The organism is Paraburkholderia sp. GW821-FHT02A12 (genome assembly GCF_059422005.1).
Genome location: NZ_JBWKWA010000001.1, coordinates 4,009,218 through 4,030,342, shown reverse-complemented (window position 1 = coordinate 4,030,342; position 21,125 = coordinate 4,009,218). Strand labels below are relative to the sequence as shown.

The 21,125-nt window shown below is 63.2% G+C and carries 21 protein-coding genes; 10 read left to right on the top strand and 11 right to left on the bottom strand.

The annotated features are described in order from the left end of the window. Positions 1–580: 580 nt before the first annotated feature. The 3 genes from AC07WT_RS18510 to AC07WT_RS18500 all read left to right on the top strand — a co-directional run bounded on the left by AC07WT_RS18510 (position 581) and on the right by AC07WT_RS18500 (position 2,883). Positions 581–1,804: a ribonucleotide-diphosphate reductase subunit beta gene (locus AC07WT_RS18510; protein WP_492594441.1), complete on the top strand. Its 1,224-nt coding sequence runs from the start codon at positions 581–583 to the stop codon at positions 1,802–1,804. 86 nt (positions 1,805–1,890) lie between these two features. Continuing rightward, the gene (locus AC07WT_RS18505; RefSeq protein WP_492594440.1) at positions 1,891–2,217 is read left to right on the top strand and encodes a hypothetical protein; all 327 of its coding nucleotides are present in this window, start codon (positions 1,891–1,893) and stop codon (positions 2,215–2,217) included. Between the two features lie 30 nt (positions 2,218–2,247). Beyond that, positions 2,248–2,883 carry a histone H1-like DNA-binding protein gene (locus AC07WT_RS18500; RefSeq protein WP_494948043.1) on the top strand — a complete coding sequence of 212 codons (636 nt, stop codon included), beginning with the start codon at positions 2,248–2,250 and terminating at the stop codon, positions 2,881–2,883. Between the two features lie 252 nt (positions 2,884–3,135). Here the strand turns inward: AC07WT_RS18500 and AC07WT_RS18495 are convergent, their stop codons facing one another. The 10 genes from AC07WT_RS18495 to AC07WT_RS18450 form a co-directional block, all read right to left on the bottom strand. Further along, positions 3,136–3,612, bottom strand: a complete 477-nt coding sequence (locus tag AC07WT_RS18495; protein ID WP_494948042.1) for an outer membrane lipoprotein — start codon at positions 3,610–3,612, stop codon at positions 3,136–3,138. Between the two features lie 25 nt (positions 3,613–3,637). Further along, positions 3,638–4,576 carry a carbohydrate kinase family protein gene (locus tag AC07WT_RS18490; RefSeq protein ID WP_494948041.1) on the bottom strand — a complete coding sequence of 313 codons (939 nt, stop codon included), beginning with the start codon at positions 4,574–4,576 and terminating at the stop codon, positions 3,638–3,640. Between the two features lie 97 nt (positions 4,577–4,673). Further along, positions 4,674–5,174 carry a thiol peroxidase gene (gene tpx / locus AC07WT_RS18485; RefSeq protein ID WP_494948040.1) on the bottom strand — a complete coding sequence of 167 codons (501 nt, stop codon included), beginning with the start codon at positions 5,172–5,174 and terminating at the stop codon, positions 4,674–4,676. A gap of 73 nt (positions 5,175–5,247) precedes the next feature. Beyond that, complete coding sequence (locus tag AC07WT_RS18480; protein WP_494948039.1) at positions 5,248–6,561, bottom strand: zinc-ribbon and DUF3426 domain-containing protein; 1,314 nt, start codon at positions 6,559–6,561, stop codon at positions 5,248–5,250. A gap of 48 nt (positions 6,562–6,609) precedes the next feature. Continuing rightward, positions 6,610–7,512: a 50S ribosomal protein L11 methyltransferase gene (gene prmA, locus AC07WT_RS18475; protein WP_492594434.1), complete on the bottom strand. Its 903-nt coding sequence runs from the start codon at positions 7,510–7,512 to the stop codon at positions 6,610–6,612. A 3-nt stretch (positions 7,513–7,515) separates the two neighbouring features. Further along, positions 7,516–8,883: an acetyl-CoA carboxylase biotin carboxylase subunit gene (gene accC, locus AC07WT_RS18470; protein ID WP_492594433.1), complete on the bottom strand. Its 1,368-nt coding sequence runs from the start codon at positions 8,881–8,883 to the stop codon at positions 7,516–7,518. Positions 8,884–9,001: 118 nt separating this feature from the next. Next, complete coding sequence (accB, locus tag AC07WT_RS18465; protein ID WP_492594432.1) at positions 9,002–9,475, bottom strand: acetyl-CoA carboxylase biotin carboxyl carrier protein; 474 nt, start codon at positions 9,473–9,475, stop codon at positions 9,002–9,004. Positions 9,476–9,544: 69 nt separating this feature from the next. After that, positions 9,545–10,000, bottom strand: a complete 456-nt coding sequence (gene aroQ / locus AC07WT_RS18460; RefSeq protein ID WP_063497372.1) for a type II 3-dehydroquinate dehydratase — start codon at positions 9,998–10,000, stop codon at positions 9,545–9,547. Between the two features lie 194 nt (positions 10,001–10,194). Beyond that, a complete protein-coding gene (locus AC07WT_RS18455) occupies positions 10,195–10,746 on the bottom strand; it encodes a TlpA family protein disulfide reductase (RefSeq protein ID WP_494948038.1) in 552 nt (183 codons plus the stop codon). A gap of 11 nt (positions 10,747–10,757) precedes the next feature. Next, complete coding sequence (locus tag AC07WT_RS18450) at positions 10,758–11,411, bottom strand: UDP-N-acetylmuramate--alanine ligase (RefSeq protein ID WP_494948037.1); 654 nt, start codon at positions 11,409–11,411, stop codon at positions 10,758–10,760. A 200-nt stretch (positions 11,412–11,611) separates the two neighbouring features. On the opposite strand from AC07WT_RS18450, the gene mpl reads away from it, so the two are divergent. The 5 genes from mpl to mtgA all read left to right on the top strand — a co-directional run bounded on the left by mpl (position 11,612) and on the right by mtgA (position 17,517). Beyond that, positions 11,612–13,006 (top strand): UDP-N-acetylmuramate:L-alanyl-gamma-D-glutamyl-meso-diaminopimelate ligase, encoded by a 1,395-nt coding sequence (mpl, locus tag AC07WT_RS18445; RefSeq protein WP_494948036.1) that lies wholly within the window; start codon positions 11,612–11,614, stop codon positions 13,004–13,006. Beyond that, a complete protein-coding gene (locus AC07WT_RS18440) occupies positions 13,003–13,605 on the top strand; it encodes a YqiA/YcfP family alpha/beta fold hydrolase (protein ID WP_494948035.1) in 603 nt (200 codons plus the stop codon). Before mpl ends, AC07WT_RS18440 begins: the two co-directional genes overlap by 4 nt. 165 nt (positions 13,606–13,770) lie before the next feature. After that, the gene (locus AC07WT_RS18435; protein ID WP_494948034.1) at positions 13,771–15,882 is read left to right on the top strand and encodes a ribonuclease catalytic domain-containing protein; all 2,112 of its coding nucleotides are present in this window, start codon (positions 13,771–13,773) and stop codon (positions 15,880–15,882) included. Further along, positions 15,879–16,745 (top strand): shikimate dehydrogenase, encoded by an 867-nt coding sequence (gene aroE, locus AC07WT_RS18430; RefSeq protein WP_494948033.1) that lies wholly within the window; start codon positions 15,879–15,881, stop codon positions 16,743–16,745. Before AC07WT_RS18435 ends, aroE begins: the two co-directional genes overlap by 4 nt. A 49-nt stretch (positions 16,746–16,794) precedes the next feature. Next, the gene (gene mtgA, locus AC07WT_RS18425) at positions 16,795–17,517 is read left to right on the top strand and encodes a monofunctional biosynthetic peptidoglycan transglycosylase (protein WP_494948449.1); all 723 of its coding nucleotides are present in this window, start codon (positions 16,795–16,797) and stop codon (positions 17,515–17,517) included. On the opposite strand, the gene AC07WT_RS18420 is transcribed toward mtgA, so the two are convergent. Further along, the gene (locus AC07WT_RS18420) at positions 17,470–17,826 is read right to left on the bottom strand and encodes a hypothetical protein (RefSeq protein ID WP_494948032.1); all 357 of its coding nucleotides are present in this window, start codon (positions 17,824–17,826) and stop codon (positions 17,470–17,472) included. The genes mtgA and AC07WT_RS18420 overlap by 48 nt on opposite strands. A 1,214-nt stretch (positions 17,827–19,040) precedes the next feature. On the opposite strand from AC07WT_RS18420, the gene AC07WT_RS18415 reads away from it, so the two are divergent. Together AC07WT_RS18415 and AC07WT_RS18410 are read left to right on the top strand one after the other, a co-directional pair. Then, complete coding sequence (locus AC07WT_RS18415) at positions 19,041–20,036, top strand: IclR family transcriptional regulator (RefSeq protein WP_494948031.1); 996 nt, start codon at positions 19,041–19,043, stop codon at positions 20,034–20,036. Further along, positions 20,033–21,091, top strand: coding sequence for a 2-dehydro-3-deoxygalactonokinase (locus tag AC07WT_RS18410; RefSeq protein WP_494948030.1), 1,059 nt, complete (start codon positions 20,033–20,035; stop codon positions 21,089–21,091). Before AC07WT_RS18415 ends, AC07WT_RS18410 begins: the two co-directional genes overlap by 4 nt. Positions 21,092–21,125: the final 34 nt, after the last annotated feature.

Here is a 21,125-nt window from a genome sequence, read left to right as displayed (position 1 = left end):
AGTGAAGCAGTAGCGAAGCGGATGAGCGGCGCGGCGATGAAGATGGGAGCCGCGCTGTTCATCGAAACCGCGGCAGCAGATTGAAGTAGCTGAAGGAAGCAGAAGGAAGTAGCAAAGCGGTAGATCAGCAGTCAGCAGTCGGCAGCACAGACGAAGCGCTCGACGCCGGGCGCTCAGCAAACGGCTCGATCGACGGATCGATCGCGACACAGCCGGCCATATGCATCGCTCGACATTGCGTTGAACTTCACCTCGCTAGCGCTGACGAAGCGGCCAACGCCAGGCAATGGCGACGCAAGCGCGAGGCAGCAGGAAGCAACCACAAGACGCTGCAAGCACGCTCCGCAATACAGATAGATAGAGCAGCGAAACGTCGCTTCGACACGTTGCTCTTCGAGCTCGCGAAGCACCTCGACGACACGCGTTCAACACACCTCACATGAGGCGACACCCACAGTCTGTTGAACAAAGTGTTGTATGAACGTAGCAACGCGAATCGAAAACAGGATTTTTCATCAGCGAACTCTTTTATCGCTCGTGAAAAGATGGTACAAACCGTTCTAAATTGATGGTGACATTTATGCTCAACTGGGATGACGAGATCACTGCCGTAACTCCGTCGAGCGCTACGCAACAGAATGTGTTGCGCAACGCTGCGGGATCGGCTGTTGGTTCGCAAGTCGGAACGCGTTCCGCTCCTCATGCTCCCTCGGCTCAAGACATCTTCGCGAACGACATCGCTGTCGCTCCCGTCGCTCACGCTGCAGGAACGGCTGCCGTTTCGGAAGCTCGGGTCAATGTCGCCGACAAGCGCATCATCAACGGCCAGACCGACGTCAATCAGTTGGTGCCGTTCAAGTACAAGTGGGCCTGGGAAAAGTATCTGGCTGGTTGCGCCAACCACTGGATGCCGCAGGAAGTGAACATGTCGCGCGACATCGCCCTCTGGAAAGACCCGAACGGTCTGACCGAAGACGAGCGACGCATCGTCAAGCGCAACCTGGGCTTCTTCGTGACGGCTGACTCGCTGGCCGCCAACAACATCGTGCTGGGCACCTACCGCCACATCACGGCGCCCGAATGCCGCCAGTTCCTGCTGCGCCAGGCGTTCGAAGAGGCGATCCACACGCACGCTTACCAGTACATCGTCGAATCGCTGGGCCTCGACGAAGGCGAAATCTTCAACGCGTATCACGAGGTCTCCTCGATCCGCGCGAAAGACGAATTCCTGATTCCGTTCATCCACACGCTGACCGACCCGGCCTTCAAGACCGGCACGCTCGAGGCAGACCAGACCCTGCTGCGCTCGCTGATCGTGTTCGCCTGTGTGATGGAAGGGCTGTTCTTCTACGTCGGCTTTACACAAATCCTGGCGCTCGGCCGTCAGAACAAGATGACCGGCGCGGCGGAACAGTACCAATACATCCTGCGCGACGAGTCGATGCACTGCAACTTCGGCATCGACCTGATCAACCAGATCAAACTCGAAAACCCGCAACTCTGGACGGCTGAGTTCCGCGCGGAAATCCGCGAGATCTTCCAGCAAGCGGTCGAGCTTGAATATCGTTACGCAGAAGATACGATGCCGCGCGGGGTGCTCGGCCTCAACGCGTCGATGTTCAAGAGCTATCTGCGCTTCATCTGCAACCGCCGTTGCCAGCAGATCGGTCTCGATCCGCTGTACCCGAACGAGGAAAACCCGTTCCCGTGGATGAGCGAGATGATCGACCTGAAGAAGGAACGCAACTTCTTCGAGACGCGAGTGATCGAATATCAAACTGGCGGCGCGCTGACCTGGGAGTGATCCGGGTTCGTGTCGCAGATGCATTCATCGATGGGGATGCCGTCGGCCGTGGCCGCGGCAATTTTGGCTAGGAGCAGAACCGCCTGATGCAAAGCTTGCCCGGTGCGCCGCGTGCCTTCGTGGCCCACAAACATGACAGGCACTTTGCGAACCCTTCAGTGGGATGGGCAAACTTCCCCCCGGAAAAAGCCGCTGGCGCGACCGCCGGCGGCTCGATCAAGCAATTGCCGGCGCTGAGTTTCAGCGCTGACCAGATCTGGCGCGCGGTGCCCAAGGGCACGGCGCGCCTTACCGCATTCATTAGCGTAAGCGCGCAGCACCTGCGTACGCCGATGAATAGCCCGCTTCGTAGCGCGCGCCCTGAGAAGCGTCCGCGGGAAGCGGGTTTTGACGAAGGGTGTAGTTTGAACTGACTCTCATCTGAAAACCTGAAGGAGAAAATGATGGCAACTGCAAAGAAAGCCGCCGCGAAGAAACCCGCAGCCAAGAAGGTTGCAGCAAAGAAGGCTGCGCCGGCTAAGAAGGCCGCTCCGGCAAAGAAAGTCGCTGCAAAGAAAGTGGCAGTGAAGAAGGTTGCAGCGAAGAAGGCAGCACCGGCCAAGAAGGTTGCAGCGAAGAAGGCAGCACCGGCAAAGAAGGTTGCAGCGAAGAAAGCTGCACCGGCCAAGAAGGTTGCAGCCAAGAAAGTCGCTGTGAAGAAGGTTGCAGCGAAGAAGGCAGCACCGGCTAAGAAAGCCGCTGTGAAGAAGGTTGCAGCAAAGAAGGCAGCGCCGGCCAAGAAGGTCGCAGCAAAGAAGGCAGCACCGGCTAAGAAGGCTGCGCCTGCCAAGAAGGCTGCTGCCAAGAAAGCTGCACCTGCGAAAAAGGCTGCTGCTAAAAAGGCTGCGCCTGCCAAGAAGGCTGCCGCGAAGAAGGCCGCTGCGCCTGCGAAGAAGGCTGCCCCTGCGAAGAAGGCCGTCGCCAAGAAGGCTGCCCCTGCACCCGCTGCGACTTCTGTCTCGAGCGCACCGGCGGCGACGGTGAAGACCGCGCTGAACCCGGCAGCGGCATGGCCGTTCCCGACGGGCAGCCGTCCGTAAGCGGTGGAAGTACTTCGACACGTCGCACGATGTGTCCGATGATCGAGTAGCGCTTAAGTAGCAGTGTGACGAGCGCTACTCGGTCAGCGTCCCGTCGCCGGGTTTCCGGCGGCGGGATTTTTTTCGTCTCGTAGAAGCGTGTGCTTCACGGCTTCAAAACGTTTGGACGAAAAAAACGCATGCACAGGGGAGCGCATGCGTGTGAGGTCGCCGCGGCGGCGCGTGAAGCGTTGCCGCGCGAGAGGGGAAAACTTAGTGGGTGACGCGCGTCACGCCGCCGCTGGACAGCAGCCGCACGCGGTCGCCGGCGCGGAAGATTTCACCGGTGGCGCTTTGCGTGATCGCACGCATATCGCCGTCGTCGAGTCGCACCGTGACCTCGAGACCGTCGCGCACCGCGACGCCGTTCTCGATCGAATTACCAGCCACTGCGCCGGCCAGACCGCCGATGATGCCCGTCACGATCGAGCCGCGGCCGCCGCCGATCGAGCTGCCGGCCACCGCGCCCAGCGCGCCGCCGCCGATGGCGCCCAGGCCGCTCGGCTGGCCGTTGTTCGAGCTGATCTTCACTGCGCGAACGCTGTCGACCGTGCCCATGCGGACCGTTTCTTCGCGCTGTGCCTGCGACGCCGTATAGACGTCAGCAGAACTACTGTTGTATGCACACCCCGACATAGCCAGCGAACCGGCGATCAAGGCGGCCACTACCAGGCGACTCATTGCTTTCATTCCCTAACTCCAATAGCTCTCGGTATTACGGCAGGTCATAACCAAACGCCTGCTTGAACCGTTCGTTGATCTCCGCCCGGGTGGGCGCGTAGTTTTGCGGGCCCTGGTGTTCGATCTTCAGTGCGCCCATCAGGCTCGCGAGACGGCCGGTGGTGGCCCAGCCGAGCTTGTTTTCGATGCCGTACAGCAAACCGCCGCGAAACGCGTCGCCGCAGCCTGTTGGGTCGAGCACTTGCTGTGCCTTGACCGCTGGAATCTCTTCGACGCCGCCGGTGTGATGGATCTGTGCACCGTGTTCGCCTAGCGTGACGATTAGCGCATCGACCTTGCTGGCGATTTCTTCGATCGACCAACCCGTTTTATTGCTCACCAGTTTAGCTTCGTAATCGTTGACAGCTACATAAGTAGCAAGTTCAATCATGCGCCGCAGCGACGCGCCGTCGAAGAGCGGCAAACCTTGGCCCGGATCGAAGATGAACGGCACGCCCGCCGCTGCCAGATGTTCCGAATGCTGGACCATGCCGTCGTAGCCATCCGGCGCGACAATGCCGAGCGTAATGTCCCGGGCCTCATCGGCGCGGTTCAGATGCGATTGCAGCATCGCGCCGGGGTGGAACGCCGTGATCTGATTGTTTTCCAGATCGGTGGTGATCATCGCCTGGGCCGAGTAGGTGTCCGGCACCACGAGCACGTTTTCCGTCGACAGGCCGAGTTGCTCGAAGCGGTCCATATACAGCTGCGAATCGGTCGCGCCGAGCGTGCCCATGATGCGCGCGTCGCCGCCCAGCAGATGCAGCGAGTAGGCGATGTTGCCCGCGCAGCCGCCGAACTCGCGGCGCATCGTCGGCACGAGGAAGCTCACGTTCAGGATGTGGACCTGCTCCGGCAGGATGTGCTCCCGGAAGCGGCCTTCGAAGGTCATGATGTTGTCGTAGGCGAGCGAGCCGCAAATCAGCGTAGCCAAGGCGAGCGTTCCTGTAAAAATCGGTAAAGAGAAAGGGCGCGACGATGTGACAGCGCCGCGCATGAAGCGCGGCGCCGGGGGCTCGTGCGCGAAGGTTTTACTTCAGCGCGGCGAGCGCTGCGTCGTAGTTCGGCTCGTTCTTGATTTCGCCGACCAGCTCGGCGTGCACGACCTTGTCGTTCTCGTCGAGCACCACCACGGCGCGTGCCGTCAGGCCCGTCAGCGGGCCGCTCGTCACGTCGACGCCGTAGGCTTGCGCGAAGTCATGGCTGCGGAACGTGGACGCCGTCACGACGTTCTCGATGCCTTCGGTCGTGCAGAAGCGCGAAGCGGCGAACGGCAGGTCGCCCGACACGACGATCACGGCCGTGTTGGTCAGCTTGGCGGCGGCTTCGTTGAACTTGCGGGTCGACGTCGCGCAGGTCGGCGTGTCGAGGCTCGGGACGATGTTCAGCACCTTGCGCTTGCCGGCGAAATCGGCGAGCGAGACCGGCTTCAGATCCTTGCCGACCAGCGAGAAGGCGGGCGCTTTGTCGCCCGCCGACGGGAACGTGCCGGCTACTTCGATCGGGTTACCACCCAGCGTGACTTGACTCATGTTGCTGTGCTCCGAAAATTCGTCAGAAATGACGGTGAACGCGCCCGGCCAGTGCCGGGCGCACGAGTAAGCGCTACGGATAAAAAATCTGAACGCGGAAATTGGAGGCGACTGCATTGCCCGTGTCGAGGTGCACGATCATGGTTTGAGTCGTGTGCGGCGGCAGACCGGCCGCGATCGGCGTGCCGGGTGCGACGTAGTCTTGCGGCCACAGTATGCGGCGCACGGCGACATTGTTCTGGTCGTCGAGCAAAGTGAGTTCGATGGCGGGGTAGGCCAGCGCAATATTGAAGCGGTTGCGCAGCGGCATCTTCAGTTCGAGCTTGTGCGGACCGTCGATCTGCCGCAGATCGGACGGCTCGACCTGCAAGCCGTCGATGTCGTGCGGCGGCGCGACCTGGCAGCCGAGCTGCGCACAGGCCTTCACATAGAGCGCTTGCGAGCGCGGGAAGTTGACCATCACCGTCTCGCGCTGCCACCAGGCGAGTTGCGCGAGCAGCGCGACGGCCAGCAACCCCGCCACCACGGATCCGAGAATGATCCAGCCGAGCCGGCGCGGTTCGGCCGGGCGCGTTTCGCGTACCACGGGGAACGGATCGATGCCGTCATGCACCGGGTGGACCGTGAAGGGCTCGCCACTGGACGCAGCCGCGGCGCCGCCCGCCGTGTTCGATCCGCTCGCGCCGGAGCCGGCCGCACCTGAGCCGGCCGCGCCTGAGCCGGCCGCGCCTAAGCCGGCCGCGCCGGAGCCGGCCGCACCTGAGCCGGCCGCGCCTGAGCCGGCCGCGCCGAAATACGGCTCGCTGTCGGGGATGCCGTGCAACGTCGCGGATTCGTTGAGAACCGGTTCGTCGACGAGATGTTCGGAAGAGCGTTCGGTCTTGTGCCAGACCCGCGGCGCATCCTCTGCCGGCGGCTCGATCTCGTCAGCGGCGGGTTCGGGCGGTGGGCTGGCGAACACCGGTTCATGGTCGGGCGGGATCGGCGCCGTGAAGGCGCTGGAAGGCAATTCTGGCTCCGTAGCGTGGCGCGGCGTGACCGCGACGCCCGCGCCGGTCGACACCGGATTGAGCGGCACATTGCTCGCGTTGTGACGCAGACGGTTGTCGATGACGGCATCGGGCGCCGGCGCCCACGGGTCCCATGCTTCGGCGCTGAAATCGGGACCGCCGGAGCGTACGCCCGACAGCGCCTCGATCGCCGCTGCCGCAGCGACCGGCTTGGCGGTGGAGAAATCACCGCCTTCGGTCAGTTCGAACAGGCTGCTCGACGCGTCGAACACTTCATTGCAATGCCCGCAGCGCACGAGGCCGCGGCGCAGAGCGAGCTGCGCCGGCTGCAGGCGAAAGACGGTTTCGCAGAAAGGGCAACGCGTCGCCAGGAGCATATTGAGCCGGTAAGCCGAAAGGCTGTTGGTTGGACAATACGCCTTATTCTAATGGCTTTCGCGGCGCGTTCCCGTCAGGCATACCCAACCTTCGTGTTCGCGCCATACGCCGATGTCGATCCAGTGCGCATAGACCTGCGCCACTTCGTCCGCTTGCCGCGCGAGAATGCCCGACAGCGCGATCCGCCCGCCCGGCTTGACCTTCGACGATAGCATCGAGGCCATCAGCTTGAGCGGATTCGACAGAATATTGGCGACCACGATGTCGAACTCGCCGGTGGGGCATTCGTCAGGCAAACCGTACGTGATCTCCGCACGATTGCGCTCGCTGTTGTGGCGCGCCGATTCGACCGCTTGCGGATCGATGTCGATACCGTACACCGGGTTGGCGCCGCACTTCTTCGCGAGAATCGCGAGGATGCCGGAGCCGCAGCCATAGTCGAGCACCGATTGCTCCGGCTTGACCGATTGCTCGAGCCATTCCATACACAGGCGGGTAGTCGGATGGCTGCCGGTGCCGAATGCGAGGCCCGGATCGAGTTCCAGCACGAGTGCTTCGGGGTCCGGTGCGTCGTGCCACGACGGCACGACCCAGATGCGCTCGCCGATCGGAATCGGATCGAATTGCGATTGCGTGAGCCGCACCCAATCCTGTTCCTCGACTTCACGTACGGTGAAAGAGGGCGCGGTTTCCAGACCCACCTCATTGGCCGCTGCGGTGAGCAGCACCGCCGGCTCGTGTTCGGGAGCCAGCAGCGCGATCACGCGCGAATGCTGCCACGCCTTGCGATCCGGCGTGAGACCGGGCTCGCCGAACAGCGGCTGCTCGTCAGGCGTGTCGGCGTCAGCATCTTCGACCGATACGGACAGCGCACCCAACTCGAGCAGCGCGTCGGAGAATTCCTCCGCGTGCTCGCGTGCCAGCTCGGCGATCAGTTCCCGGTAGCTCATGACTTACGCTTCTTCCGGCGCGGCCTGCTGCTTCGCGGCCAACCGGTTTTCGAGGTAGTGAATGCTGGTGCCGCCCTCGACGAACTTCGCGTCCAGCATCAATTCGCGGTGCAGCGGAATGTTGGTGTGGATGCCTTCGACCACCATCTCCGACAACGCAATGCGCATCCGCTTGATCGCCTGTTCGCGCGTGGCGCCGTAAGCGATCAGCTTGCCGATCATCGAATCATAGTTCGGCGGTACGAAATAGCCATTGTAGGCGTGCGAATCGACGCGGATGCCGGGGCCGCCCGGCATGTGCCACGACGTCAGGCGTCCCGGCGACGGAATGAACTTGAACGGATCTTCCGCGTTGATCCGGCATTCGATCGCGTGACCCTTGAAGACGATGTCGCGCTGACGGTAAGCGAGCTTCTCGCCGGCCGCGATGCGGATCTGCTCCTGCACGATGTCGATGCCGGTGATCAGTTCGGTCACCGGGTGCTCGACCTGCACGCGCGTGTTCATTTCGATGAAATAGAACTCGCCGTTTTCGTACAGGAACTCGAACGTACCCGCGCCAAGATAGCCCATCTTCTTGCAAGCGTCAGCGCAACGATCGCCGATGCGGTCGATCAGGCGGCGCGCGATACCCGGCGCCGGCGCTTCTTCGATCACTTTCTGGTGGCGGCGCTGCATCGAGCAATCGCGCTCGCCCAGCCAGACCGCGTTCTTGAACGAATCGGACAGCACCTGGATTTCAATGTGCCGCGGGTTCTCCAGGAATTTCTCCATGTAGACCTGCGGGTTGCCGAAGGCTCGGCCGGCTTCTTCGCGCGTCATGTTGACCGCGTTGACCAGCGCCGCTTCCGTGTGCACCACCCGCATGCCGCGGCCACCGCCGCCGCCGGCGGCCTTGATAATCACCGGATAGCCGACTGCGCGGGCAATTTTCACGATCTCTTTCGGATCTTCCGGCAACGCGCCTTCAGAACCCGGCACGCAGGGCACGCCGGTCTTGATCATGGTCTGCTTGGCCGTGACCTTGTCGCCCATCATCCGGATGGTTTCCGGGCGCGGGCCGATGAAGGTGAAGCCGGACTGCTCGACGCGCTCGGCAAAGTCGGCGTTCTCCGACAGGAAGCCATAGCCGGGGTGAATCGCTTCGGCGTCGGTGACTTCGGCCGCGCTGATCAGCGCCGGCATGTTCAGATAGCTCAGATTCGAAGGCGCCGGGCCGATGCAGACCGCCTCGTCGGCGAGCTTCACATACTTGGCTTCCTTGTCGGCTTCCGAATAGACGACGACCGTCTTGACGCCGAGTTCACGGCAGGCGCGCTGGATACGAAGCGCGATCTCGCCGCGATTGGCAATGAGGATTTTTTCAAACATAGCGGGTTTTCGACTCATCGATGGGCGCCCGGTCGATGACGACGCGGGCTGCCTCAGAGGATCGGTCGCGCGCCTCGGGAGGGCAGGCGCGCGGGCGGCGAACGCAAAGCGTGCCGCGTCAGCCGACCACGAACAGCGGTTGGCCGTACTCGACCGCCTGGCCGTTTTCGACGAGGATTTCCTTGACCACGCCGGACTTGTCCGACTCGATTTCGTTGAGCAGCTTCATCGCTTCGATGATGCAGATGGTCTGGCCTTCCTTGACCGTGTCGCCCACCTGGACGAACGGATCGGCGCCCGGGGACGGCGCGCGGTAGAAGGTGCCGACCATTGGCGAGGTCACCACGTGGCCTTGCGGCTCGGCTGCGACCGGCGCAGCCGGTGCGCCTGCTGCCGCGGCGGCAGGCGCTTCGCCGCTCAGTGCCGGCATCGGCTGTGCGTATTGCGGCGCGTACGAAGCGGACGGTTGCACGTAAACCGGCGGCGCATTCTTGACGATGCGGACCTTGCCTTCGCCCTCGGTCACTTCGAGTTCGGAAATACCGGACTCCGAGACGAGGTCGATCAGAGTTTTCAGTTTACGTAGATCCATCAGGCAGCCCCTTTCAATGCATGAAGTGCCGGCGCGTGCGCAGCCGGCTCAAATTAGTCGTGTTTGGAATCAGCCGCGCGACGAACCGGCGGACAGCCGGTCGAGCGCGAATTCGAGCGCGTACAGATAGCCCTTCCAGCCGAGGCCGCAAATCACGCCCTCAGCCTGGTCGGAGAAATACGAGTGGTGCCGGAACGGTTCGCGGCGATGCACGTTCGACAGATGAATCTCGACGAACGGAATGCCGACCCCCGCCAGTGCGTCCCGAATGGCCACGCTGGTATGCGTGTACGCGGCGGGATTGATCAGAATGAAATCGGTTTTTTCAGTCCGGGCGGATTGGATGCGATCGACCAGGGCGCCTTCGTGATTGCTCTGGAACGACGCGAGTTCGACGCCGGCGTCCGCTGCACGGTCCGCCAGCGCCTGATCGATCTGCGGCAACGTCACGCGGCCGTAGACCTCAGGTTCCCGGGTGCCGAGAAGGTTGAGGTTGGGGCCGTGCAGAACCAGCAGTCGCGTCATGGTCGCTTCTTTTTCCGTGGAATTGGGCGCACTTTAGCGCTGATTAGAGAAACTTGTCTAGTTTCCCGCGCGTTCGGATCAATTTCAGCGACTTTTCGCCGCTGCTCCGGGCGCCCATCTTCTCTCAAATTTATGCGATTTGCGCACAATGTCATGCGTTCCGCTGGTATCTGAGCGTCAAAAGAATGTGAAATTTACAGCGCGTCGAGCGTCTGTTTCAGCTCTTTCTGGTCAATTTGGCCTAATTTTGTCGAGCGAATGTTGCCTTTTGCGTCGATCACGACGGTAAAAGGCAGGCCGCCCGCGGTATTGCCGAACGCGCGGGCAAGGTCGGCGCCGCCGAAGCCGGTCACATAGATCGGGTACGCCACCTTCACCTTTTGCAGGAACGCCTGGATGTTCTTATCCGAATCGACGCCAAGTCCGACGAACTGGATCCCTTTTTTTGCGTATTCGCGCTGAAGTCGCGACAGAGCCGGCATTTCTTCGACACACGGACCGCACCAGGACGCCCAGAAGTTGACGACGATTGGGTGGCCTTTAAGCAAACTTAGCGATTGTGGTTTGCCGTCGACGTTCGTAACGGGCGCGCTCCACAATTGATTGACGGCGCTTTCAGCGGATGCCGGCTGCGCGGCGTGCGCGAGTTCCGAATTGCCGCCGTTCAGCCAATGATTAGCCAGCATCCCGCCGCCCGCCGCGACGATCGCGACCAGCGCCCCTGCCAGAATCCGTCTCATGTTCATCGTGGGTCTGTCTAATTAGTTGAAGGAGCGACGTCGCTGTCGTCGAGCAGCGCCTGAACCGCCTGCAGATTCGCGCGGGCGGTGCGGCCGCGCGCGTCGGCACGTACCGCGCCGCGCAAGTCGTCCGTCTCGTACAGCGCGACGTGGATGCCGACCGGCTCCGCATCGCGCCCTTCGTTCGCCGGGCGCCACAGGAAACTCAGCGTCTCGACATAACCGCGTCCGGAGAAATGCCGCGTTTCCGAGACGTCATACTGGATGTTGGCGTTCAGAAAGTAGATCGCGACTTCTTTCGGGTTGTCGCAGAACGCCTGAAGATGAATATCCGAATGTTCGCCGGCCGTGCCGCCGAGCACCGCGCCCGTCAGATACGGATTGAACGGCGCGAGGCGCTGCATCCAGTCGATCGCGACGCGCCTGAGCCGGCGCAACAGGGCCGGCTGGCTGTCGCCCTGGAACAGCGATTGATATTCGCGGATTTCTTCTTCGATCTGGTCGTTATCCGGCAGCCATTCGCCGGCAACACGGCTCTCGCCGACCACTTGCCGCGCCGCTTTACGCTTGGCCGTTGCGTAGTCCAGACCGTCTTCGGCGATCAGCCGCGCAGCCGCAATGGCGATTTCCTCGCGCACGCGCTGCGGATCGAAATGTGATTTGCGAACCATCTCTCAATCATACTAGAGATTGATGACACGCCTTTCCGGGTGGCTCCCAGCGTCCGTTCCGCGCAGGCCAAGGCGGGCGGCCCGGCTTAGGGCGATGTGAAGGCGTCGGTTACAATAGCGTCCTTTGCAGACGGTCTTTCCGGCCGCTCCTGCGCTCTCCCATCCCACGCAAAAAAACGCCCGCGCGGCACGACAGGCTTATGCACATCCACATCCTCGGCATCTGCGGCACGTTCATGGGCGGTCTCGCGGTACTCGCGCGCGGTGCGGGCCACACCGTGACGGGCTGCGACGCCGGCGTCTATCCGCCCATGAGCACGCAGCTCGAGGCGCAAGGCATTCGTCTGATCGAAGGGTACGACGCCGAGCAGCTGAACGGCTTGAACGCGGATCTGTTCGTGATCGGCAATGTGGTTTCGCGCGGCAATCCGCTGATGGAAGCGATTCTCGACCGCGGCCTGCCGTATGTGTCCGGCCCGCAATGGCTCGGCGAGCATGTGCTGAACGGCAAATGGGTGCTGGCGGTGGCGGGCACGCACGGCAAGACCACCACCAGTTCGATGCTGACCTGGCTGCTCGAAGACGCGGGCCTGAATCCGGGCTTTCTGATCGGCGGCGTGCCGCTGAATTTCGGCGTGTCGGCGCGGCTGACCGATTCCAGCTTCTTCGTGATTGAGGCCGATGAGTACGACACGGCCTTCTTCGACAAGCGCTCGAAGTTCGTTCACTACCGTCCCAAGACTGCGGTCCTGAACAATCTCGAATACGATCACGCCGACATTTTCCCGGATCTCGCCGCGATCGAAACGCAATTCCACCACCTGATCCGCACGGTGCCGCGCATTGGCCGCATCGTGACGAATGGCCGTGAAGACGCACTGGAACGCGTGCTGACGCGCGGTTGCTGGAGCGAAGTGGAGCGGTTCGGCGTGCAAGGCGGCTGGGAAACCTTGCCGGCGGAAGACGGCGTGCCGGTCGACGAACGTTTCGCGGTGTATCACAACAGTGAGCGCGTCGGCGTGGTCGAGTGGCAGGTGCAGGGGGAGCACAACCGGATGAACGCGATCGCCGCGATCGCCGCCGCGCGTCACGTGGGCGTGCCGCCGGCGCAGGCCGCGAAGTCGCTGGCAAGTTTTCGCAACGTCAAGCGCCGCATGGAAGTGCGCGGCAGCGTCGACGGCGTGACCGTCTACGACGACTTCGCCCATCATCCGACCGCGATCAACACCACGGTGGCCGGATTGCGCGCACGTGTCGGCCGCGACAACACGCGCATTCTCGCCGTGCTCGAGCCGCGCTCGAACACGATGAAGCTCGGCGTGATGAAAGCGCAACTGCCGGCGAGTCTCGCCGAAGCCGATCTCGTGTTCGGCTACGGCGCGCCGAGCGGGCGCGACGCGCTCGGCTGGAATCTCGGCGAAGCGCTCGCGCCGCTCGGCGGCAAGGCCCAGGCGTTCGACAATCTCGATGCGCTGGTCAAAGCGGTGGTCCACGCCGCGCGCCCCGGCGACCAGATTCTGGTGATGAGCAACGGCGGCTTTGGCGGCGTGCATCAGAAGCTGCTCGACGCACTCTCCACGCGAGGCGCTTCGTGATCCTTTATCTGCACGGTTTCCGCTCGTCGCCGAATTCGTTCAAGGCGCGCGTGCTGGCGGCGCGTCTCGCCGAACTCGGCCGCGGCGACGAATGGTGCTGTCCGATGCTGCCGGTTTCGCCGTTCGAGACGGTGGCGCTCGCCGAATCGCTGGTGGCCGCGGCGGGCGCCGAGCGCGTGACGCTGATCGGCAGTTCGCTCGGCGGCTATTTCGCCACGTGGCTGGCCGAGAAGCATGGCTGGCCGGCGGTGCTGCTGAACCCGGCGGTCGTACCGCAGCGCGACCTGAGCGCGTATCTCGGCGAGCAGCCGTTGTGGCACGGCGGCGGTAGCATCGTCGTCGAGCCGCGCCATCTGGACGAGTTGCGCGCGCTCGGTGTCGCGTCGATTACACGGCCCGAACGCTATTATTTGATGGCGGCCACCGGCGACGAAGTGCTCGATTACCGCGAAATGCTCGCGCACTATCCCGGCGCCCGCACGACGCTGATCGAAGGCAGCGACCACGCGATCAGCGAGTTCGCGCAATACGCCGACGAGGTGCTGGCCTTTTGCGATGCGCAAGATGTCGAGCCGCCAGCGCCGTGCGAGGCGGCCTGACGGCCAAAGCCAAGACTTGTCTTTCACGAGATTCATGCCGCCGGCGCGCGAGTATCGCGTCGCGGACCCACTACCACGAACACGTTGCCGTGCCGCGCACGCAGTGACCGACAGCCGAACAGAGTCGGACGCGCCGGCAGATGCAAGTCAGAACGAGAGTATTGAGTGAACGTTTTCTTTGAGGAATCGGGCAGTTTCAAGGCGGGCAGCGTGCTGTCGCGCCAAGGCGATGCGTTTCAGGTCGAGTTGCCGGGTGGCCGGCGCGCCAAGGTGCGCGCGAAAGACGTGCTGATCGAATTCGAGAAGCCGACCGCGGCCGAGTTGATGCAGCAGGCCGATACCGCCGCCCAGGACATCGATCTGGACTTCCTGTGGGAATGCGCGCCTGACGACGAATTTCCGTTTGCCACCCTGGGCGCCGAGTACTTCGGCGAGCAGTTCGGCCCGATCGAGCGCGCGGCGCTGGTGCTGCGCATGCACGGCGCGCCGGTGTACTTCCGCCGCAAGGGCCGCGGCATGTATCAACGCGCGCCGCAGGAGCAACTGAAAATGGCGCTTGCCGGACTCGAGCGCAAGCGTCAGCAGGCGCTGGTGCAGGCCGGCTATGAAGATGAGCTGAAGGTGGGCCGTCTGCCGGAGGCGTTCACGGGCAGCAAGGCGCTGGCTTTGCTCACCAAACCCGACAAGAACACGATCGAATACAAGGCGCTCGAAGGCGCGGCGGCGGCGCGAGGCATTTCGCAGGCGCGCCTGATGCTCGAATGCGGCGGCATTCCGTCAGCGCGCGCGCTGCACGAAGCGAAATTCCTGTCAGAGTTTTTCCCGCACGGCACCGGTTTTCCGCTGGTCACTGTCGGCAGCTTGCCTGAAGATCTGCCGGAAGCCGAAGTCGAAGCGTTCTCGATCGACGACGTCACCACCACTGAAATCGACGATGCGTTCTCCGTCGAGCATCTGGCCGACGGCCGCGTGCGGATCGGCGTGCACATCGCCGCGCCGGCGCTCGGCATCGGGCGCGGCGACGATATCGATGCGATTGCGCGCACGCGTTTGTCGACCGTTTATATGCCGGGCGACAAGATCACGATGCTGCCGGATAGCGTTGTCGACGCGTTCACGCTGGCCGAAGGCGGCTTGCGGCCGGCGCTCTCGCTGTACGTGATCGTCAATCGCGAGACGCAGGAGATCGTGGCGAGCGAAACGCGCGCCGAGCGCGTGTTCGTGAAGAACAATCTGCGCCACAACACGCTCGACGAAGTGGTGACCGAAGAGGCGCTCGTCGCCGGCAGCGGCGACTATCCGCACAAGGACGACATCGCGGTGCTGTGGCCGTTCGCGCAGGCGCTGTTCGAAAAGCGTCAGACCGCGCGCGCCGGTTACGGTCTGCGCCGCGAAGTGCAGCGCAACAGCGATTTCAATTTCTATGTGGACGGCGAGCACATCACGATCACGCCGCGCCGGCGCGGTTCGCCGCTCGATACGATCGTGGCGGAGCTGGCGATTCTGGCCAACTCGTCGTGGGGCGCGTTCCTGCACGACCACGGCGTGCCGGGCATCTACCGTACGCAGCGCGCGTTCGGCGCGCCGAGCGGTCCGAAGCGCACCCGCATGCAGACCACGGCCGCGCCGCACGAAGGCCTGGGCGTCACGCAATATGCGTGGAGCACGTCGCCGCTGCGCCGCTACGTCGATCTAGTGAACCAGTGGCAGCTGATCGCGTGTGTGCAGCATGGCGTGACCGCGAAACTGGCCGCCCCGTTCAAGCCGAAAGACGCCGATCTGTTCGCCGTCGTGCAAGGTTTCGACGATACCTACAGCGCGTATGCCGATCACCAGCGCCGCATGGAGTACTTCTGGTGCCTGCGCTGGCTGAAGCAGGAGAACAGGAAGCAGGTGGTGGCGTCGGTGGTGAAGGGCGATCTCGTGCGCCTCGAAGAGATTCCGTTGCTGCTGCACGTGCCGGGTCTCGGCGTGCATGCACGCGGTACGCGCTTGCAGATGGAAGTGATGTCGATCGATGAATTGACCGTCGAAGCCTCCGTGCGCTTGCTGCACGTGCTCGACGCGCCGACCGTGACGAGCGGTGCGGAGGCTGAGGAAGCCGACGAGGGCGAAGAGGAAATCATCGACGCCGCCGACGAAAGCGCCGAGGGCGAAGCCGAGGCGCAGGCGGAAGCGGACCTCGACGGCGCTGCGGCGGCGCAGGGCGACGCCGAAAACGACGCGGGCGCGAGCGCTGCGGCGGCCGATCAACATGTCGCGGAGCCGGGACGATGAGCGCTAACGACGTCGTGCGTGACCGCTATGCGGTGATCGGCAATCCGGTCGGCCATAGCAAGTCGCCGTTCATTCACGGGCGTTTCGCCGCGCAGACCGGCGAGCCCATCGAATACGGCCATCTGCTCGCACCGGTGGATGCTTTCGTGCCGTACGTGCGCGCTTTTATCGAAGCCGGCGGACGCGGCCTGAACGTGACTGTGCCGTTCAAACTCGACGCGCACGCGTTTGCCGACACCTTGTCGCCGCGCGCGGCAGCCGCGGGCGCGGTGAACACGCTGCGCATCGATTCGGCCGGCATATACGGCGATAACACGGATGGCTTCGGTCTCGTGCGCGACATCGAGGTGAATCTCGGCGTGCCGCTGAAGGGCGCGCGCATCCTGCTGCTGGGCGCGGGCGGCGCGGCGCGCGGCGTGGTGCTGCCGATGCTCGAGCGCGCGCCGCATACGCTGACGATCGTCAACCGCACGGCCGCGAAGGCCGAAGCGCTGGTCGACCAGTTCGCGCAAGCCGCGCGCGACGCAGCGTGCCGCCTGACGGGCGGCAGCACGCGAGCGATCGAAGCGGGCGAGTACGACGTCATCGTCAACGCGACCGCCGGCAGTCTCGATGCGTCGCTGCCGGAGTGCGACGACCGTGCGTTCGGCGCGGGCACGCTGGCTTACGACATGATGTACGGCGCTCAGCCGACGGTGTTCATGGAGCACGCGCACAAACTGGGAGCACGCGGCGCTGATGGTCTCGGCATGCTGGTCGAACAGGCCGCCGAATCGTTTTTTGTGTGGCGCGGCGTGCGGCCTGACGGCGCGCCTGTGCTGGCCGAGTTGCGTGCATTGCTGACGGCGCCGCCGCGCGCCTAGGCGCGCGCTCGACACTTCGGAACTCACCGATTCGAGGACTGTGACCACGATGACAGCAACGCGGCGCGCGAGCCGGCCAGGTCCGGCGCGATGGATTTTTTATCTGGGTGCGGTGGTGGCGATTGCGTGGTTCGCGACGCAGCTCTTTTACTTCGCGCAGATCGCGGCGTGGAATTACGTCAATCCTCAATCGACTGCGTTCATGCGTTCGGATGCGTGGAAGTTGTCCGAGGATCGGCCTGATTTGTCGGTGCAGCATACGTGGGTGCCGTATGAGCAGATTTCGCGCAATCTGAAGCGGGCGATTATCGCTTCCGAAGACGCCAATTTCGTTAATAACAACGGGTACGAGACTGACGCCATTTTGCAGGCGTGGGAGCGGAATAAGGCCAAGGGTCGGATTGTGCGAGGCGGCTCGACGATCACTCAGCAACTGGCGCGGAATCTGTTTTTGTCGCGGGAGAAGAGTTATATCCGCAAGGGGCAGGAACTGATCATTACCTGGATGATCGAGTCCTTGATGGACAAGGAACGGATTTTTGAGATTTATCTCAACTCCGTTGAGTGGGGGAATGGAGTGTATGGCGCCGAGGCGGCGGCGCGTTATTACTATAAGACTTCGGCTGATAAGTTGACTGCTGCGCAGTCGGCCCGGCTGGCCGTGATGTTGCCGCGGCCTAAGTATTTTGACGAGCACAGGGGCTCGGGGTATCTGGCCCAGCGATCACGTGTGATTGCGCGGCGTATGGGGGCCGCTGAGTTGCCGGAATAAATTTTGCTTTTTGCTTTTTGCTTTTTGCTTTTTGCTTTTTGCTTTTTGCTTTTTGCTTTTTGCTTTTTGCCTTTTGGCGGCGGCAATTTGTGGTTTGCATGCGGTGGTGGTCTTTACTTGATTATTTGCCTTCGCGGCGCTTATGTTCGTGCTGCCTGCGGCGGTGTCTTTCCCTGTTCTGACTTCTTTGGCCTTTCCTTGATTTGTTATTGGTCTATTAGCTTTCCCCCTGTGCGGGGGAGCACCTACTTTTCTTTGTCCCCCAAGGGGACTTCCTTCGGGGCGCCGGCCGCAAAGAAAAGTAGGCAAAAGAAAGCGGCTTCACACCGCAGGTACTAAGCGGGCACCCCTGTGATCAACGGGGAGTGGAGGCCGCCTGATCTGTGCCAGTGCACCTTCACGCCCCGGTGACAAGGCAGTCATCCACCCCTTCTCGCGCTACGCGCTCGCCGGAAAGGTACTTCATCCAACCACCCACTACGTTTGGCGCCTGCGTTTTGCGCAGGGCGTAGCTCGCCATTTCACGCGTAGGCGCTGCGCCATTACGCTCAAGTTCTGCTCAACACAGCAATCCTGATCTGCACCTCGCCGAGGCGAAGCCGATGGCTCCTGCTCGCGCAAACGAAGCGGGAGGTTTGGGATGGACCTTGCCGGCGAGCGCGCAGCGCGAGAAGGGGTGGATGACTGCCTGGTCACTGGCACTCATGGACCACGGTGTGGTCCGGCAGGTTTCCACTACCGGTGGCTGACCGGGGTGCCCGCTTCAGAATTAGCGGTTTGAGCCGCTTTCTTTTGCCTACTTTTCTTTGCGGCGGCAAAGAAAAGTAGGTGCTCCCCCGCACAGGGGGAAAGCTAATAGACCAATACCAAATCAAGGAAAGGCCAACGCCGCAGGCAGTACGAACATAAGCGCCGCGCAGGCAATCAGAACGAGAAAAGGCACCGCCGCAGGCACACAGACATAGGAAGCGCCGCACAGGCAAAAAAGCCAAGGCCAACGCCGCAGGCAGTACGAACATAAGCGCCGCGCAGGCAAATAATCAAGGAAAGGCCAACGCCGCAGGCAGCACCACCATAAGTGCCACGAAGGCAAAAAATCAAGGAAGGCCAACGCCGTAGGCAAACAGACATAAGAAGCGCCGCGAGGGCAAAAAAAGCCAGCAAAGACGACGATCGCAAGTGGACACCAACCCCAGCCCCCGGCAAGGCCAAACGACAAGGCGAAATCCCATTATATGAATCCAACACTCACATATTGGAGCTTTCCAGAAAACCGCCCTACAATCCAACCCAACACGCGCCGCGAGCAGAAAGAGCAGGAATAGCAGGAAGGGCAGAAAGCCCCAAACCCCTGCCCGCGAGAGCGAAGCAAAAGAAACCGGAGACAAAGCCAAACCATGCCTAAGACCGAAAGAAGGCAGCACCGCCACGCCTGCCGTGCCGTGAGCAGCGGCAAAACCCCAAGGCCACCTCTCCGGCCCTGCGCTGCAAGCGCAAAAAACCAATCCCATTAGCGAATCGCCATGAACAAAGCGATGCCTACTCACGCAGCCAGCGCGCCTGAGCCCGACCTGTCGTCGACCGCGGATCACACGCCCAGCGCCGCACTACAGCCGGCCAGCGCGGCAAAAGCCTCGCGCGCCAGCGCCCAGACCCCGCGCGCCGACGCTCAACCGCCTGCGGCCGACGAAATCGCTCTACCCAGCACGCTGCTGGACATCACCCCGCAACAAGCCGGCACGCAAACGCTCCTGCGCGGCCTGGCGATTCTTGAAGCCGCCGCCGCCGGTGTCCGCGATCTGCGTACCTTCGGCGCCGCGCTCGGCACCACCCGCAGCACCACGCATCGGCTGGTGAGCAGCCTCGTGCAGGCGCGCTACCTGCGTCAGGTGCAAGGCGGCTATCTGCTCGGCCCGAAGCTGATCGAACTCGGCACCATCGCACTCGAACAGATGCCGCTCACCGCCGTCGCGCGTCGGCATCTCGAATCGCTCGCGGAACAGACGCTCGATACGATCCACCTCGGTGTGCGCGACGGCGACGACGTGCTGTACATCGACAAGATCCCCGGCACCCGCGGTCTGGAAATGCGCTCGCGCGTCGGTCACCGGATGCCGCTCGCGTCGACCGGCATCGGTAAGGCCATGATGCTCGACCTCGCGCCGGACGCCTGGCAGTCGCTGTTCGAAGCCTCGCGGCGCGCGCTCGCCGGCGTCAGCTTCAAGCCGGATAACCGCCCCGACGCGCAGACCTTCATGCAGCGCATGACCAATTACGCCGCCGGCGGCTACACCTTCGACCTCGAAGAAAACGAAGCGTCGATCCGTTGCGTCGCCGCGCCCGTGCGCGATGCGTCGGGCGCGGTGGTGGCGGCGCTGTCGGTGGCGAGCACGATTCCCTACATGTCGCTCGAACGCATGGACGAGCTGATTCCGGTCGTGCAGCGCGAAGCACGCGCGATCTCGGAAGAACTCGGTTGGCGCGCACCCCAACCCGCGACTCGCAGGATCAAACGATGAAGCAAGCGGACTCTCCTGCAGCGGCAGTCGATCACGCCGTTGCCGCGGGCGCAGCCAACGCCGGCTTCGAGCACGCCGCGCTGATCGGGCTCGATTGGGGCACGACGTCGCTGCGCGCGTATCTGTTCGACGCCGCAGGCAAGCTGCTGGCGTCGCATGCCTCGACGGCCGGCATCATGAATCTGCCGCGCAGCGCCGAGCAAGGCGGCTTCGACGCGGCTTTCGATGAAGCATGCGGCGCCTGGCTCGAACACGCTCCCGGTCTGCCGGTGGTCGCGGCAGGCATGGTCGGCAGCGCGCAAGGCTGGGTCGAAGCGCCATACGTCGACGCGCCGGTGAATGCCGATACGCTGGTCGCCGGCATCGTCCGCGTGAAGGCGGCGTGCGGCGCGGCGCTGCATATCGTGCCGGGCGTCCTGCAACGCGGCGAACTGCCCAACGTGATGCGCGGCGAGGAAACGCAGGTTTTCGGCGCGCTCGGCGAGGACGCCGGCTCCGCGGATAGCGGCAACCGCGCGCTGATCGGCTTGCCGGGCACGCACGCGAAATGGGTCGTTGTACAAGCGGGCCGCATCGAACGCTTTCATACCTTCATGACGGGCGAGGTGTTCGCTGCATTGCGCGAACACACGATCCTCGGCCGCACGATGACCACGCCGGATCGTCCGGATACCGATGCATTCCTGCACGGCGTGAACATCGCTCGTGAGAAAGGCCAGGCGGGTCCGCTCGCGACCGTATTCAGCGCCCGCGCGCTCGGCCTCACCGGACAGCTTTCGCGCGAACAGCAGCCGGACTATCTGTCGGGATTGCTGATCGGTCACGAACTGGCCGGCCTCGACGCCGTGCTCGCGCAACAGCAAGACTCGCTTGCCGGGCAGGCGTTGCGGCTGATCGGCAACGAGGCGCTCTGCGAGCGTTATCGCCTCGCGCTGGCGCAATTCGGCTGCACTCAGGCGGAGCTGGTGAAGCACGCGACCGAGCGCGGCCTGTGGCGCGTCGCCACCCAGGCGGGGCTCGTCAACCCGGCCGCCCAGGCGGCGCGGGCCGGCTGACCGGCAGCGCCGCCGCCCACGAAGCCGAATATCA

Bases quoted from the DNA above. Each gene is read 5' to 3' on its own strand.
- aroQ (WP_063497372.1), bottom strand. From the start codon at position 10,000: ATGACGCGACTGCTGGTTCTGCACGGCCCCAACCTCAACCTTCTCGGC.
- AC07WT_RS18415 (WP_494948031.1), top strand. From the start codon at position 19,041: ATGAACAAAGCGATGCCTACTCACGCAGCCAGCGCGCCTGAGCCCGAC.
- prmA (WP_492594434.1), bottom strand. From the start codon at position 7,512: ATGAGCTACCGGGAACTGATCGCCGAGCTGGCACGCGAGCACGCGGAG.
- aroE (WP_494948033.1), top strand. From the start codon at position 15,879: ATGAGCGCTAACGACGTCGTGCGTGACCGCTATGCGGTGATCGGCAAT.
- AC07WT_RS18480 (WP_494948039.1), bottom strand. From the start codon at position 6,561: ATGCTCCTGGCGACGCGTTGCCCTTTCTGCGAAACCGTCTTTCGCCTG.
- mpl (WP_494948036.1), top strand. From the start codon at position 11,612: ATGCACATCCACATCCTCGGCATCTGCGGCACGTTCATGGGCGGTCTC.
- mtgA (WP_494948449.1), top strand. From the start codon at position 16,795: ATGACAGCAACGCGGCGCGCGAGCCGGCCAGGTCCGGCGCGATGGATT.
- accC (WP_492594433.1), bottom strand. From the start codon at position 8,883: ATGTTTGAAAAAATCCTCATTGCCAATCGCGGCGAGATCGCGCTTCGT.
- AC07WT_RS18495 (WP_494948042.1), bottom strand. From the start codon at position 3,612: ATGAAAGCAATGAGTCGCCTGGTAGTGGCCGCCTTGATCGCCGGTTCG.
- AC07WT_RS18410 (WP_494948030.1), top strand. From the start codon at position 20,033: ATGAAGCAAGCGGACTCTCCTGCAGCGGCAGTCGATCACGCCGTTGCC.
- AC07WT_RS18510 (WP_492594441.1), top strand. From the start codon at position 581: ATGCTCAACTGGGATGACGAGATCACTGCCGTAACTCCGTCGAGCGCT.
- tpx (WP_494948040.1), bottom strand. From the start codon at position 5,174: ATGAGTCAAGTCACGCTGGGTGGTAACCCGATCGAAGTAGCCGGCACG.
- AC07WT_RS18455 (WP_494948038.1), bottom strand. From the start codon at position 10,746: ATGAACATGAGACGGATTCTGGCAGGGGCGCTGGTCGCGATCGTCGCG.
- AC07WT_RS18450 (WP_494948037.1), bottom strand. From the start codon at position 11,411: ATGGTTCGCAAATCACATTTCGATCCGCAGCGCGTGCGCGAGGAAATC.
- AC07WT_RS18500 (WP_494948043.1), top strand. From the start codon at position 2,248: ATGGCAACTGCAAAGAAAGCCGCCGCGAAGAAACCCGCAGCCAAGAAG.
- AC07WT_RS18505 (WP_492594440.1), top strand. From the start codon at position 1,891: ATGCAAAGCTTGCCCGGTGCGCCGCGTGCCTTCGTGGCCCACAAACAT.
- accB (WP_492594432.1), bottom strand. From the start codon at position 9,475: ATGGATCTACGTAAACTGAAAACTCTGATCGACCTCGTCTCGGAGTCC.